The following is a 17502-nucleotide window of genomic DNA, read 5'->3' as shown; positions in this document are numbered from 1 at the left end:
CAAACCATGCCGATCAGTAAACGATGTCGGCGCGGCGGTTCTGCGCCCACGACTCTTCGTCGTGACCGGTGGCCTGCGGCTTTTCCTTGCCCAGGCTCACGGCTTCCATCTGGCTGTCAGGCACGCCCATCGACGACAGTGCGCGACGCACGGCTTCGGCACGCTTCTGGCCCAGGGCCAGGTTGTACTCGCTGGTGCCGCGCTCGTCGGTGTTGCCCTGGATCAGGACCTTACGCTGGTTGTGCGACTGCAGGTAGCGCGAGTGCTGACCCAGCAGGCCTTGGTACTCCGACTTCACCGAGTAGCTGTCGAAGTCGAAGTAGATGCTGCGCTTGGCCAGCGGGCTGTTCGGATCGGTCAGCTCGTCACGGCCAACGTCCACCGGGGTGACCGTGCGGGCATCAGCGCCCGTACCGGCTGCGCCGCCGGTGCCGTTCTTGGCGGTGTCATCCAGCTTCACGCCCGAGCTGCAAGCGCCCAGGGCCAGCAGCGTGGCAATGGCTGCGAGTTTGATCATGGTTTGGGACTTCGACATGTCCGATTTCTCCTAGAGGAACTGCTTCGTTATTGCATGAAAGGACCCCATGCCGGCTCACGAACTTCGCCGGCCTGGAGGGAAAGAATCTGACGCGTACGGCCATCGGTCGACACGGCTGCCAGCACGGTCTTACCGCCCACGCGCGTGGAATACAGGATGAACTTGCCGTTGGCGGCAAAGCTCGGGGATTCGTCGTACGTGGTGTCCGTCAGCGCGTTTACATCGCCGTTGGACAAGTCCTGCGTGTACAGGCGGAACGCACCGCCCACGCGCGAGATGTAGGCCAGCAGCTTGCCGTCCGGCGACACACGCGGGCTCGTGTTGTAGCTGCCCTTGAATGTCACGCGCTGGGCACCGCCCGCCTCTTCACCGTCAGCCGACATGCGGTAGATCTGCGGTGCACCGCCACGGTCGCTGGTGAAGTAGATCGAGCGGCCATCCGGCGAGAACGACGGTTCAGTATCGATAGCGCTGCTGCGCGTCAGGCGGCGCAGGCCCGAGCCATCAGCATTGACCACATAGACCTGCGTATTGCCGTCACGCGAGAGCGCCACCGCCACGCGGCGACCATCCGGCGACCACGACGGTGCCGAGTTGTTGCCCTTCTGGTTCGAGATCACCGTGCGGCGACCGGCCACCAGATCATGCACGTACACCACCGGCTTCTTGAGCTCGAACGACACGTACGCGACCTTGGTGCCGTCCGGCGACCATGCCGGCGAGATGATCGGCTCGTTGCTGGTCAGCGCAATCTGCGGGTTGGCGCCGTCCGAATCGGAAATCTGCAGCTGGTAGCGACGACCCACCTTCGACACATACGACAGGCGCGTCGCAAACACACCGCGCTCGCCAATCAGCTTCTGGTAGATGTAATCGGCAATCTCGTGCGCAGCCAGGCGCAGTTGGCCAGGCCCACGTGTGAGCGACAGGCCGCCCAGGCTCTCGCCCTTGGCGGTGTCATACAGGCGGAAGCGAATCTCGTAGCGATCGCCGTTGCGCGTCACGGTGCCGCCCACGAAGGCAGCCGCACCGCGCGTCTTCCAGGCGCCCAGGTCCGGGGCCGGGCTTTCCGGCACCACCGCGCCGGCGACATCCACGTTGGAGAAACGGCCGCTGCGCGCCAAGTCTGCCCGGACGATTGCCGAGAGGTTTTGCGGGGCCTCGGCCTCGCCCTGGAAGTTGGCGATGGCGATCGGGTACTGGCTCGAACCGACGCCCGAGATCTCCACGTTGAGCTGTGCATGGGCCACGCCGACGCACGCTGCAGTCAGCAGCAACGCCTGCGCGGCTCGTCGGAAGATTGGAATCCACATCTTGCGCATCATGTTCATCATCCGTATCGAATCTGTGAACTGGGTGCCGGCGCCACCGGGGCGACGCCAGCGCGTTATTCCTTGGGCCGGAACGTCAGGATGACGCTCGACGGTGCCTTGCCGTTGGTATCGCGCGGCAGCGGATCGGAACGGTCCACCGCACGCAGCACGGCTTCGTCATAGGCGCCGTTGCCGCTCGACTTGGTCAGCCGCTTGGACAGGATCGAGCCGTCCGGCGCCATCGTCACCGCCACCACCGCTGCCGGATTGCCACTGATGGCACCCGGGTCGAACACGATGTTCGGCTTGACCTTGGCGCGCACGCGCTCGGCGTACCCTGCCGATGCCGTACCGCCCGTGCCCATGGCGTTGCCGACACCGCCACCGGAGCCCGCCACCGTGCCGGTTGCACCGGCACCGGCCATCGCACGCAGGCGATCCAGTTGCTCCTTGCGCTGTGCGTTGGCACGCGATTCATTGGCCTTGCGTTCGGCATCCGCCTTAGCCTTGGCATCTGCGGCAGCCTTGGCTTTCAGCTCCTTCTGCTTCGCTTCGGCATCTGCCTTGGCCTTGGCTTCCGCCTGGGCCTGCAGTTGTGCGTTCTTGCGAGCCTGGGCTTCAGCGGCGGCGGCCTTTTCCTTGGCCTGCTGTTCGGCCTGGGCCTTGCGTTGAAGTTCCGCCTGGTGGGCTTGCTGTTCCTTCTGCGCTTTCAGTTGCGCTTGGCGCTGGGCTTCGGCGCGGTCCTCGGCGGCCCGGCGGGCGAGTTCAGCCTCGCGCGCGGCAGCCGCTGCGGCAGCGGCTTCCTGCTCGCGCTTGCGCTTCTGCTCCAGCGCGATGTCGGCTTCCTCTTCCACCTTGGTCGGCGGCGCCTTGATGACCGGCTCCGGCTTGACCTCTGGCGGCGGCGCGGTCTGCACGGCTTGCTGAACCGCAGCCTCATCCCACAGCTCGGCCTCTTCGCCGCGCGGCGTGCTGCTCTGCCACTGCACGCCAAAGTACAGGAAGGCGATCAGCAACAGGTGCGTGAGGACTGCCAACCCAAACGCGCGCAGTGTGCCGCGCTCGCGGACAGGCTCGTAACGATGCAACGCGGGGCTCACTGACCTTGTAGCCATGACGCTCACTCAGGTTGCCTCGCCTGGAAACATCTTCGCGTTCATTGCGACTTCACCATCAGGCCGACGCGCTTGACGCCATCGCCCTTCAATACGCTCATCACCGTCAGCACACGGTCGTACTGCACGGCCTTGTCGGCGGCAATCACGACCGGCTGATCGGGGTTCTCGTCGGTGCGCTGCTTCACGAAAGCGCGCAGCTCATTGTTGTTGGCGAGCTTCTGCTCGGTGGCACCCGAGCCCGTCTTGATGCGAGCAAGGATCGTGCCGTCGCCCTTGATGGTCACGACGATGGGCGGCTGGGTCTGCTGCGGCGTGGCGTTGGCCACAGAAGGCAGGTTGACCACACCCGGGTTCACCACAGGCGCTGCCACCATGAAGATGACCAGCAGCACCAGCATCACGTCGATGTACGGAACAACGTTGATGTCGGCCTTGGCCCGTCGGGCGCGGCGCGTTCGCTGGATGGTAGCCATGACGATCCGTCCTTAGCGCGTTTGGCGCTGGAGGATGTTCGAAAACTCTTCCATGAAGCTCTCGAACCGGTTGGCCAAGCGGTCCATCTCGGTGGCGTAACGGTTGTAGGCGATCACCGCCGGGATGGCCGCAAACAGGCCGATGGCCGTGGCGACCAGCGCTTCGGCAATACCCGGCGCCACAGCAGACAACGTGGCCTGCTGCACGTTGGACAGGCCGCGGAAGGCGTTCATGATCCCCCACACCGTGCCGAACAGGCCGATGTACGGGCTGACCGAACCGACCGACGCCAGGAACGGCAGGTGCGATTCAAGCGAATCCATTTCGCGCTGATAGGCGGCACGCATGGCGCGGCGGGCAGCATCGAGGATGGCACTCGGGTCGCCACCGCCACGCTGCTGCTCACGCGTCTTGAGGTATTCGCGCATGCCGGCTTCAAAGATGCGTTCCAGCGCGCCGGTGTTGTGGCGGTTGTTGGCGGCGCTTTGATACAGCGCCTGCAGATCGCCGCCGGCCCAGAATTCGCGTTCGAACGATTCGGTCTGGCTGCGCGCAGCGCGCAGTGCAAATGCCTTGCGGAAGATGTACGTCCAGGAGAACAGCGACATCACCAGCAACAGGCCCATGACAAATTGGACCAACAGACTGGCGTGCAGCACCAGCGAGACGATCGACAGATCTTGTGTGACCTCGACGGGATTCATGCGGCGGCTTTGATGGTTGCGAGTACGGGAGCGGGGATCGGGGTCGGCCGGAATGTGAGCCGGTCGACACATCCAACACGAATCGTGCCTGATGCGAGCAGAACGTCGCCACGCCAGCCTTCTTGGGCAAATTGGACCGACGCTGGGCCAACCCGTTCCATACGCGAACGGATCTGCACCAGGTCATCTAGGCGGGCAGGTGCGCGGTAGTCCACAGCGGTGCTGCGCACCACGAAAATGGCCCCGGTCGTGTCGGCCAGCGCCTGCTGGTCGACCCCGAGCGCGCGGAGCCACTCAGTGCGGGCGCGCTCAAAGAATTTCAGATAGTTGGCGTAGAACACTACACCGCCTGCGTCGGTATCTTCCCAATACACGCGCAGGTTCCAGTCAAAAGAAGACATCCGGCAATTTTACCAAGGCTCATGTGACGGCCAGCCATCCACCGGCCGGCCGAGGGCTTGCACGCTGTGGCAAACCCTGCATGACACGATTTAAGCCATGTCCCGCGTCAAGCTCGTGGCCGAGAATGACTGGCAAACGGGCATGAGCTCGATTGCGTTGACATTGAAGTGCGCTGGGAGCGCCGCCATCCAGTAGACCGCCTCGGCGATGTCGTCGGCGGTGAGCGCCTCCGTGCCTTCGTAGACCTTATCCACGCGGGCATCGTCGCCCTTGAAACGGACGTTGGAGAACTCGGTGCCCGAGCACAGGCCCGGCTCGATGTTCGATACGCGCACGCGGGTGCCGGTCAGGTCGGCACGCAGGTTCAGCGAGAATTGGCGCACGAACGCCTTGGTCGCACCATATACGTTGCCGCCCGGGTACGGGTACGTCCCGGCAATCGAGCCAATGTTGATGACATGACCACGATTGCGCTCGACCATGGCCGGAAGCAACGCACGCGTCATATGAACCAAGCCGGAGCAGTTGGTACCGATCATGCGATCCCAGTCGGTCAGGTCTGCGCGTTGGGCGGGTTCCAGACCAAGCGCCAGGCCAGCGTTGTTGACCAGCACGTCGACGTCGCGCCAGTCCTCGGGCAGCGAGCCCGGCAACGCCGCAACAGCGGCGGCATCCAGCACATCCAGCACGACCGGCAGAAGCGCGTCGCCCAGTTCGGCCTTGAGCGCATCCAGACGATCCTGACGGCGGCCAGCCGCGATCACACGATGGCCTTCCCGCACGAAACGCCGCGCGATGGCTGCACCGAACCCGGCAGTTGCACCGGTCACGAATACGATCATGGAAGTGTCTCCAAGCCTGAAAAAATGCGAAAAACAGAGTTTACCTGAAGCGTTGCCGCCTGTTGCGTCGCAATGTGCTTGGGCAAGCGCCCCGCGCCTTGCGGCAGTCAAGGGCCTGTCGTACACTCGCGGGCAACCATTCCACCTTGCGCGACTGGCGAATCCCGGGGCTGCAGCAACACACCGCAGACCTCGGCAGTGGGCACCGACCACGAGGAAGCGCAAGGTTTCTGGCGTCATGCACAACGACGCCTGCCGCTCGCCTGGGCAGCGAATGGGAAGCAGGGTGACTTGGGCACCCGCTGCCATCGGTCAACGCCGAGACAGCGTCCAAGCCGCGCGCATGTTTCCCGAAGCCAGCCCGCCACACCCGATCTCCGTTTTTTCCGTTTCGTTTCAGACCAGACACTCGCCATGTTCGAACGCAGCCGCTATACGATCGACCAGATCGATCCCGAGATCTTTGCCGCCATCCAGAAGGAAAATCAGCGCCAGGAAGATCACATCGAGCTGATTGCCTCCGAGAACTACACCTCGCCGGCCGTGATGGCCGCGCAGGGCTCGCAACTGACCAACAAGTACGCCGAGGGCTACCCCGGCAAGCGCTACTACGGCGGCTGCGAATATGTGGACGTGGTTGAACAGCTCGCCATCGACCGCGTGAAGCAACTGTTTGGCGCTGAAGCGGCCAACGTGCAGCCGAACTCCGGCTCGCAGGCCAACCAGGGCGTGTTCTTCGCCGTGCTCAAGCCGGGCGACACAATCATGGGCATGAGCTTGGCCGAAGGCGGTCACCTGACGCACGGCATGGCGCTCAACATGAGCGGCAAGTGGTTCAACGTCGTCAGCTACGGCCTGAACGCGCAAGAAGACATCGATTACGACGCGCTGGAAGCCCTGGCGCAAGAGAAGAAGCCCAAGCTGATCATCGCTGGCGCTTCCGCCTTTGCGCTGCGCATCGACTTCGAGCGCATTGGCAAGATCGCCAAGGCGATCGGCGCGTACTTCATGGTGGACATGGCCCACTACGCCGGCCTGATCGCCGCAGGCGTGTACCCGAACCCGGTACCGCACGCTGACTTCGTCACCACGACCACCCACAAGAGCCTGCGCGGCCCGCGCGGCGGCGTGATCCTGATGAAGGCCGAGCACGAGAAGGCCATCAACTCGGCGATCTTCCCGGGGATCCAGGGTGGCCCGCTGATGCACGTGATCGCCGGCAAGGCAGTGGCATTCAAGGAAGCGCTGTCGCCGGAGTTCAAGGCGTACCAGGAGCAAGTGGTGAAGAACGCTCGTGCCATGGCCGAAACGCTGATGGCCCGTGGCCTGCGTATCGTGTCGGGCCGCACCGAGAGCCACGTGATGCTGGTGGACCTGCGTGCCAAGAACATCACCGGCAAGGAAGCCGAGAAGGTGCTGGGCGACGCGCACATCACCGTCAACAAGAACGCGATTCCGAATGACCCGGAAAAACCGTTCGTGACCTCGGGCGTGCGCCTGGGCTCGCCGGCCATGACCACGCGCGGCTTCAAGGAAGCCGAGGCCGTGAAGGTTGCACACCTGATCGCCGACGTGCTGGACAACCCGCACGACGAAGCGAACATCGCCGCCGTGCGCGCCAAGGTGGCTGAGCTGACCAAGCAGTTCCCGGTCTACGCCTAAGCGCTTGACCATGGCCGGGCAACTGGCCACGTAGTACTCTGCCGCGATGGTCACCCCGGCCATCGCGGCGTTGTTCTTTTAGCGCAGTGCGTTTGAGGTTCCCGAGGAGCGCGGCATGAAATGCCCCTTTTGCGGCCACGCGGCCACCCAGGTGATTGAGACTCGCATGTCGGAGGAAGGCGACACCGTGCGCCGGCGCCGCAAGTGCGAGTCCTGCGACCGCCGCTTCACGACCTACGAGCGCATCGAGCTGTTCTTCCCCGCCGTCGTCAAAAAGAACGGCAGCCGCGTCGATTACGACCGCGCCAAGGTCAAGGATTCCATGCGCCTGGCGCTACGTAAGCGCCCTGTCTCCGCCGAGGCCATCGACGAGGCCATCGCCCGCATCGAAGAAAAACTCCTCAGCCACGGCGAGAAGGAAATCGGCAGCGACCGCGTGGGTGAACTGGTCATGCGCGAACTCAAGCGGCTGGACAAGATCGGGTACATCCGGTTTGCGTCGGTGTACCGGAGTTTTGAGGATCTGGCGGAGTTTCGTGACGTGCTGGATGAAGTTGCGGCGACGAGTGCGCGCAAATGAGAAAGGCCCCCTAGGGGGCCTTTTTTGTTACCAGCACTGCGCAGTTGCAGTCGTGTTGTTTTGGTTATTCTGCTGGCCCAATTGGTTAATCGTGTAGGTGCCGCAGGTGTCTGGTAGTTGCGGCCCCGATGGTACAGCGACCGCCGTGTACGAAGGCTGTGACGCCGCGTTGTTCAACTGTGTCACGTTAAGCGTGTAGTAGCTCTGGCTGCCCGTCTGCACCGCGACCGGAAATGATGCGGCCCCATACCCCAATGCCGCAGGCGAACTGGTGTAGATGTTCTGCAGCGTGTAGTAGCGCTCCTGCCGCGCCGCCAAATCCAGCAGCGCGGTCTTCGCATCAACGCGATGCGACTTGAGCACATATTGCTGATACGACGGGTACGCAATGATCGTGATGATGGCGACGATCGCCACCGTGATCATCAGCTCGATCAGGGTAAAGCCTGCGGCCTGCCCCGCTGGAATGGATTGTTCTCGATTCATGGTTTAACGCAGCTTGACCCAGTTCAGACGCGAGCCGACACCGGCAGCACCCGGGTTGATCTGGTTGACGACACCTGTACCGGTGGTGGTCTGCTGCACCAGATAAGGCAGCTTGTTTGCGGTCACGATCGACGGCGTACCGGTAGCGCTCAAGCCAATACCACTCACAATGCCGCCGTTGTAAGTCGGGAAGTTGTTGTTGTTATCGCCAAAGAAGGATTGCGACGCTGCACCGCCTGAGCCTACCGCCACGGCCATCGTATATCCCGAAGCCGGTGTCGACGTGCAGGACAGCACCTGCTGCACCGCCGGGATGGTCGTGTTGACGATGAACATGCCGTAGGCAAGCGTCGGGTTGTAGACGACCTGCTCATAGTTGGTGACAGCTGTAGCTCCCGATCCCGTGGTCGTACTTGGCAACGGCAGCGTCCAGCCATACTGGGTATTGCCACTGCCACATGCAGTCGATCCTTGCCAGCACACCTTATTGTTGCTGACAGTCCGGTACGAAGGAGTGTTAGCGGAGCTAGTCGATTGCGCAGTAATGTTCTGGGTTAGCAGCGATGTTGTCGTAACATTCTGCGGCCCGGTGAGCGACGCATATCGCGCGGATGCTGATGCCTTGCTATTCCAGGCACTCATGTCCCAATCCCAAATACCGTAGAGCGCCTGCACAGTCTTCGAATACGTGGCCGCCGCTGTCAGCGTTTGCGGCAACGCTTGCCCGGTGCCGAAACTCACAAGCACGCGCGGCTGACCAGTACCGGTGCCGGGGATCGAAGCCACAGCTACCTTGCTGGTAATCGGCTGGCCGGTCGAGGTCGTAAACAGAGGCGACGAAGATGCCGCCCACGAAGATGGGTTTGCCGAAGTCAAGTCAAAACGCCATACGTTGCCCAGCAAATCGCCCGCGTACACATAGTCAGTAATGTGGTCGCCATCAAGATCTGCCGGGGTCACGTACGCAATCCCGTTCTTAGTGCTTCCGCTGGGGCCGGCGCCGGTATCGAAGTAATAAAACGTCTTTGTGCCATCGCTGGGATTAACCAACATGACAAATAGGCCCGCGCTACCCTGCTGGCTGTTCAGCCCATTACCGAACAGAACTGCCCAGTAGCCGTTGTGCAGACGACGAATGACGGGCGTGCCATAGGTGCTACCGAGATACTGACCGCAGTTTGCGACGTTGGAACATGTGATCGTAGACGACGACCACTCGCCCACCACCAACGAACCGGCATTGCCCTCGGTAAAAGTAGAAGGATTGGTGATGTCGAGCGCGTAAATCGCCCCCGAACCCTGGCTCGTGTTGTCCCCAATCGCACCGGTGGCATTGCCACCGCCACCCAGGCCACCGACCAGCCATGTGTGCCAAGCACCGTTGTAAAACAGCTCCCCCGTGCCAGGCGTCGCATCGACATACAGATTGTGTGTGTACGCCGTCGCACTGAAATCGAGGTTGCTGTCAGTACTGTGGATCGTGTTCAACACCGTTGCCGGCATGTATGCGATAGCCTCAGCACCATCGTTCGGCGTACTCGCCGAGTTCCCGACAAAGTTGCCCGTGGCATCGTAGGCACCAGCACGAAAACCATGCAACATGCCGTCGTTGGCACCAACATAGACAACGTTCTGCCGAGTTGCATACTGACTTTTGAAGGCCGCGTAGCTTCCTGCTGGCTCGGCCGGAGTTGCCGAAGCATTCAGCGCATCCACCCACGGGCCGTTGTATGGGGCAGAAGGCGCGCCCACCCAGGTCGGGCTGGAATTCATGATATCGCCCAGCACTCCTGCCCGGGTCCGGAACGATCCGCCAGTGGCAACCTCTTTCGTACGATCGCCACGCAAGTAGGACAAACGGTCGGCGGTAGCGCTGCTATCACCCGCTGTAAGCACCTGCTGCTGCGCAGAGGTCAAATTTGCCCACTCAAACGGAATGCCCACGCGCGACGCATCGTTCCAGGTCAAGATGTTGCGTGCTGTCGGCGCTTGCGCCGTGACCGTCACGTTTGAACCCATTGCCTGACATGCCCCACCGGTCAGCTTGCAACTTGCGTTCCAATTCGCCGTACCGTTGATGGTGACGATGCCCGTCACGGGATCCATCATTAGATTTTGTGCAGTCAGTTCGCCCCACCAGTTCGTCGGGTGGTAGTACGCAAGGTAGACCTGTGTGCCAGCCTCAACCCGTGCCGATTGCTGAACGTTGGTCCCCGCCGAACTACTCGACTGCCCAATTGGCGCAGCCTTGAAACAAGTGATCTCGTGAATATTGCTCCCGCTACCCGTACCGGCCGAGAAACCGAAACGGAACGATGGCGGCAATGGCCCGTTTTGTGCGGTGATGCTTTGATCCTTGATCACCGTCTGAGTCGTGCCACCGTTCACGCTGTATGACACGTTCAAAATGCCGTCCTGCGTAATGCTGATCCCATAAGTGATCGGAACCCCGTTTGCACGCGTCGGGTTCGAAACAGCTTGCTGGTTGGCGATCGAGATACCGAGATCTTTGCCCGTGATGTAGTTGTAGTTGTATGGCAGCTTCTCTGTCGTCTGATAGCCGCTGCCAATGCGCTGGTTGTTCGCGTCGGTTTGCGTCGAGCCGCTGTAGTTGTACAGGTAACCGGCCTTGCAAGTTGACTGAACGGCTGTCTGTTGCGACACCGCCAAACCCGATGACGGATAGTACTTAGCGTACTTGGTGCTCAAATTCAGCCAGTTGGTATTACCTGCTCCTCGCAGACTGATCCGACTAGGCTTCGATCCCCCTGCGCCTGAACTGGTGTTGTCGCCCGAATTCGAGAAATTACCGAACTCGTCAATGCCAAGACCAATGTAGCCTCCAGCCACACCGTCATACACACCGTTTACGTTCGAGCAGCTGTACCCCAAGCTACCACCCAGTGCACCAACCGTAATCAGATCCGTTTTGCCATCGGCTTGTTTCAATGAGCCATCGGACAGGAAGAACCCAATCCCATCCGCACCAGAGCCAACGCCGGCGGAGTTTTTATAAGCATTGCCACCATATGTCACCGTGGTGAACGTGACCTGCACCCCTTGGTTCGTAGGAATGGTGAAGTTCGAAACGACAGCACCGTTCTGGCTATTGCCATTCGTGCCCTTGCCCGTGTCTCCATTAGTCAAACGCAGTGCGCCTGACCCGGCTGCCTCAGGAAACGTTCCGTTAACGCCACCAACCAACGTGGAATTCTTCTGGGTGTAGTAGGCCAGCCCCGAACACCCAGGAATTGGATTCGTGTTGGGGTCATAGACAGGATTAGTCCCGGCAGTCAGGCATGCCCCGTTCAGGGAGAACCATTTGGCAGTCGAAGTTGTGCCGGTCAACGTATCGCTGATGACCTGCTGCGCACGCGACACCCCGGGCAATAACGCCACCGTCGCAAACAAGACAATCCGTTGGATCTTTTCCATTATTGTTGCCCCAGATCTTTGGCGCCCGTCGTGATTTGGTAGGTGCTCTGCACCACAGCTGCGGTTGCCGAATCGCCACCATAGCCAAACGCGGTGACACGGAAGAGCTGCCCGAGGCCGTTCGGCGTCAGACCCATGTAACTGATGTACATGCCGGGCTTGTTGGCATAGTTGATGTCGCCAGCCGGCGAACTTGCTGTGGCCAGGCCACCGCCACCGCTGGCCGTCATTAGCGGCGGCAGATAGTCGGATCGCACACTCCACGGCAGCGTAGTGGGATTGGTCAATGCGGTAGAGCAGACCCGCATCGCAGACAACGTGTTGGCGTTGGTTACCCCCGAGCACGCGACACCGCCAGCCGCACCGTTGCCCTGAGAAAGCCACCACTCCCCGTATTGCAAGGCACTCTGCGCGGCCTCAACCGCACGCTGCTTGTCACGCGTATTGGCGGCAATACGTTCCTGCAAACCAAAGCTGCGCAGCATGCTCACGGCAAACAACGTGAGCACGACCAACAGCACCAGCCCGATGACGAGCGTGTAGCCCTGATCCCTGTGACGCAAAGCGCCGGATGAACGCATCGTCTTGCTCATATCTGACCCATCAGGCTGATGGTCTGAAGCCATGGAATGGCTGGAGGACTGGTCCCATCTGGTTTTTTGAACGGCGGAAGGAAGGTCAGCTGGATCTGCACCGTACGCACGGATGACCACAGGCCACCTGCGGCTACCTGGCTCGCGCTCATATAGGTATCTGCACTGCGATTGTTGTTGCTATCGACGCCGTACGTCACCTTGAAGCCGGACACACCGCTGACCAACGGGACGGGGTTCGCGCCATTCAACGAACACTGCAGCTCATTGTTTGCACTGATCGAGAACGTATTGATGTAGACCTGACCGCTACCGCTGGTGTTGGTCTGGCCCCAGCAGTTCATGATGCCGTCGCCGCTAGCCGTTGCGAACTGCGTTGTCAGCACGTCATTTGCACCAGATGCACCCGACGTGCCAGCAATCGGCTGCCCTGCCACCAGCGACCCATAGACTGCGTTGGTCGAAGCCGGTAGCGATGCAAGTGCAGTGCTATTGACGGGATCGGGGTAGTAACCCGCCGACTGGACCGTCGAGGTCAACACAGTCAGCGCCAAGCGCTCGTTGTCCTGCAACTGCGCGAGCTGATCCTGACTCGTGAACGTGTTCTTCAAGTTCACGAACACCACCACCACGCCCGCCATCAGGAATAGCCCGATGACCATGGCGATCAGAATTTCGATCAAGCTCGAGCCTGCCTGCCTACCGGCGAGCCTTGTACGGGACGTCGTCAGTGTCGTGTTCATGGCTGGACGTAGACAGTAAAGCTCTGAGTGGACGCCGTCGTCACGCCCGACGCTGCAGTCGTGCTATTGATGGCCGTGTATTTTTCAGACCACGTCACCGTGATGTTGCAGCTGACCGGTACACCCGTGGTGGTCGTGCAGTTCACGGTTGCGAAATAGCTTGGGAAGTGATCATTCATGGCGGACGCCCAGGTCTTCACGTCATAGGCCGCCATCTGCTGCGGGGTACAACCGCTCGCACAACTCGCCACGGTGGCATTCAGCACACCCGAGGAATCCGTGACCGTGTTGGCACCAGTCACAGTAAACGAGGCGGGCGCCAAACCCGCCGCCCAATACGCCTTGTTGCCGTGCATGGCGGCAGACAAAGCCTCCGTCTGCATCGCCATCAAGGACCGGACACGTGTGATCTGGGTGTTGTTAACCGCCGCCGCCTGAATCTTGGCCAAACCCAGCAAGCCCACACCGATCACCACCATGGTGATCAACACTTCGATCAGCGAGACGCCGGCTTGGCGCCGTTTCATATTCAGCTGCATGCGCCCCCCGTGTGCACCGCGCGCCCAACCATGTTGACGCTCACGCAGCGTGTTGCCGTGGCATTCGCGGGCGAAGTCGTGCTCAACGTCACCTTGAATGCGCCGTTGTTCGGCAAGTTCATTGCAAAGCCGTCACGGCTATACGTCAACGATTTGGTCGTTGAGGTCGTGGTCGCGGTAAACGTATCGCTGCTAGTGAAAGGGGCCCGCGCCCGCAACACCTTGTCAGTCGACGTATCAATGGCTCCGGAACCGTTGTCATCGTTAAATACGATCCAGCCCCTGTCCCAAGCATTTGCGTTCGTGCACGTTGCGCCATCAGACGAAGCACACAGGCTGACCGGCAAACCACGCTTGATCGCTTCGCTACGGGCGAACTGGAGGTCGTTGACCAGGGAATTCGCCTCGGATTGCGTGCGCGCCCGCTGAATCGTGCCGGTGAATGACGGCACGGCGATCACCGCCAGAATGGCGACGATTGCGAGGGTAATGATGATCTCGACCATCGTGACGCCACGGGATCGACGCGACCGCATACGCCCCGCCCGCCCCATGCGAGGCAGGAGATCAGGTTGCGCCTGCATATCGCGCGACGCGCGTCCGGCACAAATGCCGAAGCCGCCGCCACACCTCACCTCTTGGCATACATGCCCGGTGCTGCGTGAAGACGATTGATGACGCGCGGCTAGATGATTGCGGACCGCAGCCGCCATGTCAGTGCAACAGCTGACCGACTGGAAACCCGTATCGCCCGGTAGGCGAAATCCCGTTGTGCATATTTACCCCCGACATTTTGTTATGCGGCAGTCACGACGCAATCGTTATCGCGTGCGCTGCTGATTTCTGAACTTCCCGAGTTCTTTTGTTGGGCCGCATTCAGCCCCCGCTGAACACGATGGTCTGCCCGGCAAAAAAGCGCAGGCTGACGCACCCACCGAAATAGTGGGGAATTAGTCAAAAAGTGTCAACAACCCCCTACTCGATAGCAGGGTTCGAGCAAGTCGGCTTTGACGAAAATCCAACGATTGACAGTGAAACGCAAACGCGGGCGCACTATGAGCGGGCGCCTTGCCAGACCACCAAGGAGGGTATTGACCAGATATGACACTTATACGGCCAGATTCACACTAACTTGAGCGGCTCCGTCAAGCGCACTACCGACGCATGCCCTCCCGCCCCCTCCGCCAGCACGGCGCCATCCTGATCGAATCCCTCGTTGCGCTAGCCCTGCTGTCACTCTGTGCCGCAGGCGCACTGGCAGCGCTTGAGCGCATGGAAACGACCAGCCAGAGCCTGCGCCAGCTATCGGCCGAAGTCCGCACACAAAGCACCCGAATCGAAACCGCAGACTCGCGCTGACATGCGTCGCCTATCCCACGCCTCGCGGGGCGCGACGCTGGTCGAGTTGCTGATCGGCACGTTGGTCGGTCTGATCGTGCTCGGCATCGCGCTCCAACTCACGCTCCTTGCTCGCGCGCGCTATCAACGCGTCACCGACGAGGCCCTGATCGAAGATCGCGGCACGCAAGCGCTGGAATTGCTGACAACCGCGCTGCAGCAAGCGGGGTGGGTGACGGATACGCCGGCACCACCACGTGCGCGCATGTGGCCCGATGCCAAGGCACCGCCCTCCATCCAAGGCGCGGACAACTGCACCCCACGGGAGGCTGAAAACCTGGATTGCGGCTCCAGTGGCATCCGAAGCAGCGACGCAGTGCTGGTGCGCTTTGCGGGCCGCAACATGTCGACCTCGCCTCAACGCGCAGACAACAGCGTCACCGATTGCTCCGGCTACGGTGTGACAGAACAAGTCCAGGGAGGTGGCAGTGATTTGCGCCCCGGATACATGTTGCTGTACCTCTCCAGGGCACCCGACAACGAGCCACAGTTGATGTGCCGCTCGCGAGCACATCAATCTGGTCAGATCGCTGCCAATGCCTGGACATCCAACGGTATGGTCCGCGGCGTTGAAACGATGCAACTCCTGTACGCGGTCGGCACACCCGACGGCACCTCAACCACCACACTGTCAGCCCGGGCACTCACCCCCGATCAGTGGCGCCGCGTGCAAGCCGTACATATCGCGTTGGTCGTACGCGGCAACGACAACGACCCGAACTCCGCTGGCAAACCCGCGCCGACGCTGGCGCTGTTTCCCCACCTTCGCCAACCGACAGGAACCAACGCGCAGGACTTGGGATTCACCCCTACCCAACCTCAGCGCCGCCGGGCCCTCTTCACGGCGACTGTGCGCTTGCGCAATCCACTCGCCTGCGACGTCGACGTATGCTGACCTGTAGCCCCCGGGAACACGGCTTCTCGATGATGATCGTGATGGCAGCAGTGGCGTTGCTCGGCCTGCTGACGATGGCGACGTTCCATGTGGTACTGGATCAGCGGCAGCGCACCTCCCTCACCGCCGACCACGCCTTGGCCAAATACGCCGCAGAGCATGCGCTGACTGCGGCGGAGTGCGAACTGTCTGTCGTCACCGACACGCCAGCCCCTTCGGAATGCGCCGTTGCCTTGCCACAAGAGCGCATCGTTGCCCTCAATCCCTTCTCGTTGCCGGGCTTTGTCGCCGGAGCCTGCGGCAGCGGTAACACGCTCGGGTTGTGCCGGCCCCGACCTGATCAATCGCTCTGGGAACTGGCGGGGCTGCTGGATGCAATCTCCCTTGGCATGCCAGTTGGCTTACCTACCCCGACCCCAGTCAGTGAGCGCATGTCGGCTCGTGTCGCGCGCTACGTCATCGAGCCCATTCCCGACCAGTGGCCCGGCCAAGTCACGCAAGCCGGCGAGATATCGCTGCCCTGGTTGTATCGCATCACGGCCGCAGGTTTCGGCGCCGACCCTGCCGTGTATGTCGTGCTGCAAACGGTCTTTCGCCCACGGGTGTCGAGTCAGGCATCGACACCATACGTCGCTATTGAACCCGCGCTGCCAGTCGTCCGCCCTGACCGCACAATAGTGCAAACCGTTCACACAACACACTGGACAACCGGCGGCGACCCGCCACACACCACCACAACCCAGACACACACCCTCAAGCTGGCTCGCTTGAGCTGGCGTGAACTGATTGAAGAAGGCACACGCTGATGCGTCACGAAGCCGCGTTCACGCTCGTCGACCTCACGATCGCACTGGCCGCCGCTGCTTTGCTGGCCGGAGTGGCCGTGCAAACGTGGGGGAACCATCGCGAGCGCGCGCAACGAGCCTCGGCGCGTGCAGCCTTGATCGCGGCCATGACTGAGTTGGAGCGGCTGCATGCCCACACGGGCAAAGACACGGCACCCGCCCGCCTCTCAGAGCACGCTCCAGGCTACCGTCTGCTCGCCAGCCCATGCGCAGGCCGCGCCTCCGCGCATTGCATAGAAGTGGCAGCGCAACCCGTGGAGCCAGACACCGCCTGCGGCACGCTCATCCTGCGCAGCAACGGCGAGCGGTTCACGCAGATTGGCGATACGCGCCAATCGGCATCACACGCGTGTTGGCCATGAAATATCTTCGTTCGCGTGCCGGGTTCACGCTGGCCGAACTGGTCGTCGTCTTGAGCGTTGTGTCCATCCTGGCGGTGTTCGCCGCGCCTGCCGGATTGAACTGGTGGCAACGCGAAACCGTCATCGTCCTGGCAGACCGCTTTGCGAGCGCCATTTCACTGGCGCAAACCCTGTCGCGCAATCAACACGTGTGGGTTCACCTTGGCCCGCTCAACGCAGCGCAGCGCTGGAAATCCGGATGGGCGCTCTATCAGACATCGGCACCCGGGCAGCAAGAGGCACCGCGCGAGCCCGACGCCAATAGCATTCTGATGACCGTATCACCGCCGATGATTCCGCCGGCCGAAATGACCTTCCGGGGCTCGAGACGGGGCGTGGACACCCTTTCCTATGCACCTGTGGGATACTCACGACAGCTCAACGGCGCTCAGTTTGGCGGCACGCTGACCATCGCATCCGGAACGCATGTCCGTCGCGTCAAGATCAGCTTGGCGGGCCGCGCCCGCATCTGCGATCCGGCCAACGACACCACATGCACTGACACCGGCGCCGACTCTTAACCCAACCGCCCCG

General features: G+C 61.6%; 20 protein-coding genes and 1 riboswitch. Of the genes, 7 read left to right on the top strand and 13 right to left on the bottom strand.

From position 1 onward, the window contains the following. Positions 1 to 13 precede the first annotated feature (13 nt). The 7 genes from pal to ydfG form a co-directional block, all read right to left on the bottom strand. A complete protein-coding gene (pal, locus tag ACS13N_RS11980; protein WP_438931862.1) occupies positions 14 to 535 on the bottom strand; it encodes a peptidoglycan-associated lipoprotein Pal in 522 nt (173 codons plus the stop codon). 29 nt (positions 536 to 564) lie between these two features. Beyond that, entirely contained in the window at positions 565 to 1869 is a 1305-nt protein-coding gene (tolB, locus tag ACS13N_RS11975) for a Tol-Pal system beta propeller repeat protein TolB (RefSeq protein WP_438931861.1), read from the bottom strand. A gap of 56 nt (positions 1870 to 1925) precedes the next feature. After that, entirely contained in the window at positions 1926 to 2966 is a 1041-nt protein-coding gene (gene tolA, locus ACS13N_RS11970; protein WP_438931860.1) for a cell envelope integrity protein TolA, read from the bottom strand. 41 nt (positions 2967 to 3007) lie between these two features. Continuing rightward, positions 3008 to 3442 (bottom strand): protein TolR, encoded by a 435-nt coding sequence (gene tolR, locus ACS13N_RS11965; protein ID WP_048935074.1) that lies wholly within the window; start codon positions 3440 to 3442, stop codon positions 3008 to 3010. 12 nt (positions 3443 to 3454) lie between these two features. Further along, positions 3455 to 4147 carry a protein TolQ gene (gene tolQ / locus ACS13N_RS11960; protein ID WP_438931859.1) on the bottom strand — a complete coding sequence of 231 codons (693 nt, stop codon included), beginning with the start codon at positions 4145 to 4147 and terminating at the stop codon, positions 3455 to 3457. Next, entirely contained in the window at positions 4144 to 4548 is a 405-nt protein-coding gene (gene ybgC / locus ACS13N_RS11955) for a tol-pal system-associated acyl-CoA thioesterase (protein ID WP_021195233.1), read from the bottom strand. Before ybgC ends, tolQ begins: the two co-directional genes overlap by 4 nt. 90 nt (positions 4549 to 4638) lie before the next feature. Next, a complete protein-coding gene (gene ydfG / locus ACS13N_RS11950) occupies positions 4639 to 5391 on the bottom strand; it encodes a bifunctional NADP-dependent 3-hydroxy acid dehydrogenase/3-hydroxypropionate dehydrogenase YdfG (protein WP_438931858.1) in 753 nt (250 codons plus the stop codon). A 140-nt stretch (positions 5392 to 5531) separates the two neighbouring features. After that, positions 5532 to 5667: riboswitch (ZMP/ZTP riboswitch) on the top strand. Between the two features lie 138 nt (positions 5668 to 5805). On the opposite strand from ydfG, the gene glyA reads away from it, so the two are divergent. Together glyA and nrdR are read left to right on the top strand one after the other, a co-directional pair. Then, entirely contained in the window at positions 5806 to 7053 is a 1248-nt protein-coding gene (gene glyA, locus ACS13N_RS11945) for a serine hydroxymethyltransferase (RefSeq protein WP_438931857.1), read from the top strand. A 115-nt stretch (positions 7054 to 7168) separates the two neighbouring features. Continuing rightward, positions 7169 to 7633, top strand: coding sequence for a transcriptional regulator NrdR (gene nrdR, locus ACS13N_RS11940; RefSeq protein ID WP_438931856.1), 465 nt, complete (start codon positions 7169 to 7171; stop codon positions 7631 to 7633). A gap of 27 nt (positions 7634 to 7660) precedes the next feature. Here the strand turns inward: nrdR and ACS13N_RS11935 are convergent, their stop codons facing one another. The 6 genes from ACS13N_RS11935 to ACS13N_RS11910 are packed head-to-tail and all read right to left on the bottom strand — an operon-like array spanning position 7661 to position 13965. Further along, a complete protein-coding gene (locus tag ACS13N_RS11935) occupies positions 7661 to 8119 on the bottom strand; it encodes a type IV pilin protein (RefSeq protein WP_438931855.1) in 459 nt (152 codons plus the stop codon). Between the two features lie 3 nt (positions 8120 to 8122). Further along, positions 8123 to 11557 carry a pilus assembly protein gene (locus ACS13N_RS11930; protein ID WP_438932842.1) on the bottom strand — a complete coding sequence of 1145 codons (3435 nt, stop codon included), beginning with the start codon at positions 11555 to 11557 and terminating at the stop codon, positions 8123 to 8125. Next, a complete protein-coding gene (locus tag ACS13N_RS11925; RefSeq protein WP_438931854.1) occupies positions 11554 to 12147 on the bottom strand; it encodes a pilus assembly PilX family protein in 594 nt (197 codons plus the stop codon). The genes ACS13N_RS11930 and ACS13N_RS11925 overlap by 4 nt, the downstream gene beginning before the upstream one ends. Beyond that, complete coding sequence (locus ACS13N_RS11920) at positions 12144 to 12890, bottom strand: PilW family protein (protein WP_438931853.1); 747 nt, start codon at positions 12888 to 12890, stop codon at positions 12144 to 12146. Before ACS13N_RS11920 ends, ACS13N_RS11925 begins: the two co-directional genes overlap by 4 nt. Then, a complete protein-coding gene (gene pilV / locus ACS13N_RS11915) occupies positions 12887 to 13417 on the bottom strand; it encodes a type IV pilus modification protein PilV (protein ID WP_438931852.1) in 531 nt (176 codons plus the stop codon). Before pilV ends, ACS13N_RS11920 begins: the two co-directional genes overlap by 4 nt. Positions 13418 to 13419: 2 nt before the next feature. Further along, positions 13420 to 13965, bottom strand: coding sequence for a GspH/FimT family pseudopilin (locus tag ACS13N_RS11910; RefSeq protein WP_438931851.1), 546 nt, complete (start codon positions 13963 to 13965; stop codon positions 13420 to 13422). Positions 13966 to 14593: 628 nt separating this feature from the next. Here ACS13N_RS11910 and ACS13N_RS11905 point away from each other — a divergent pair. The 5 genes from ACS13N_RS11905 to ACS13N_RS11885 are packed head-to-tail and all read left to right on the top strand — an operon-like array spanning position 14594 to position 17489. Further along, complete coding sequence (locus ACS13N_RS11905; RefSeq protein ID WP_438931850.1) at positions 14594 to 14788, top strand: prepilin-type N-terminal cleavage/methylation domain-containing protein; 195 nt, start codon at positions 14594 to 14596, stop codon at positions 14786 to 14788. 1 nt (position 14789) lies between these two features. Beyond that, a complete protein-coding gene (locus ACS13N_RS11900; protein WP_438931849.1) occupies positions 14790 to 15722 on the top strand; it encodes a PilW family protein in 933 nt (310 codons plus the stop codon). A gap of 29 nt (positions 15723 to 15751) precedes the next feature. Further along, positions 15752 to 16528, top strand: a complete 777-nt coding sequence (locus ACS13N_RS11895; protein WP_438931848.1) for a pilus assembly PilX family protein — start codon at positions 15752 to 15754, stop codon at positions 16526 to 16528. After that, positions 16528 to 16929 (top strand): type IV pilin protein, encoded by a 402-nt coding sequence (locus ACS13N_RS11890; RefSeq protein ID WP_438931847.1) that lies wholly within the window; start codon positions 16528 to 16530, stop codon positions 16927 to 16929. The genes ACS13N_RS11895 and ACS13N_RS11890 overlap by 1 nt, the downstream gene beginning before the upstream one ends. Further along, positions 16926 to 17489, top strand: coding sequence for a GspH/FimT family pseudopilin (locus tag ACS13N_RS11885; protein WP_438932841.1), 564 nt, complete (start codon positions 16926 to 16928; stop codon positions 17487 to 17489). Before ACS13N_RS11890 ends, ACS13N_RS11885 begins: the two co-directional genes overlap by 4 nt. Positions 17490 to 17502 lie beyond the last annotated feature (13 nt).

It is taken from the genome of Ralstonia sp. 24A2 (genome assembly GCF_051783885.1).
Lineage (GTDB): Bacteria > Pseudomonadota > Gammaproteobacteria > Burkholderiales > Burkholderiaceae > Ralstonia.
The sequence above is the reverse complement of the archived record's forward strand: the minus strand, read 5'-3'. Positions and strand labels throughout refer to the sequence as shown.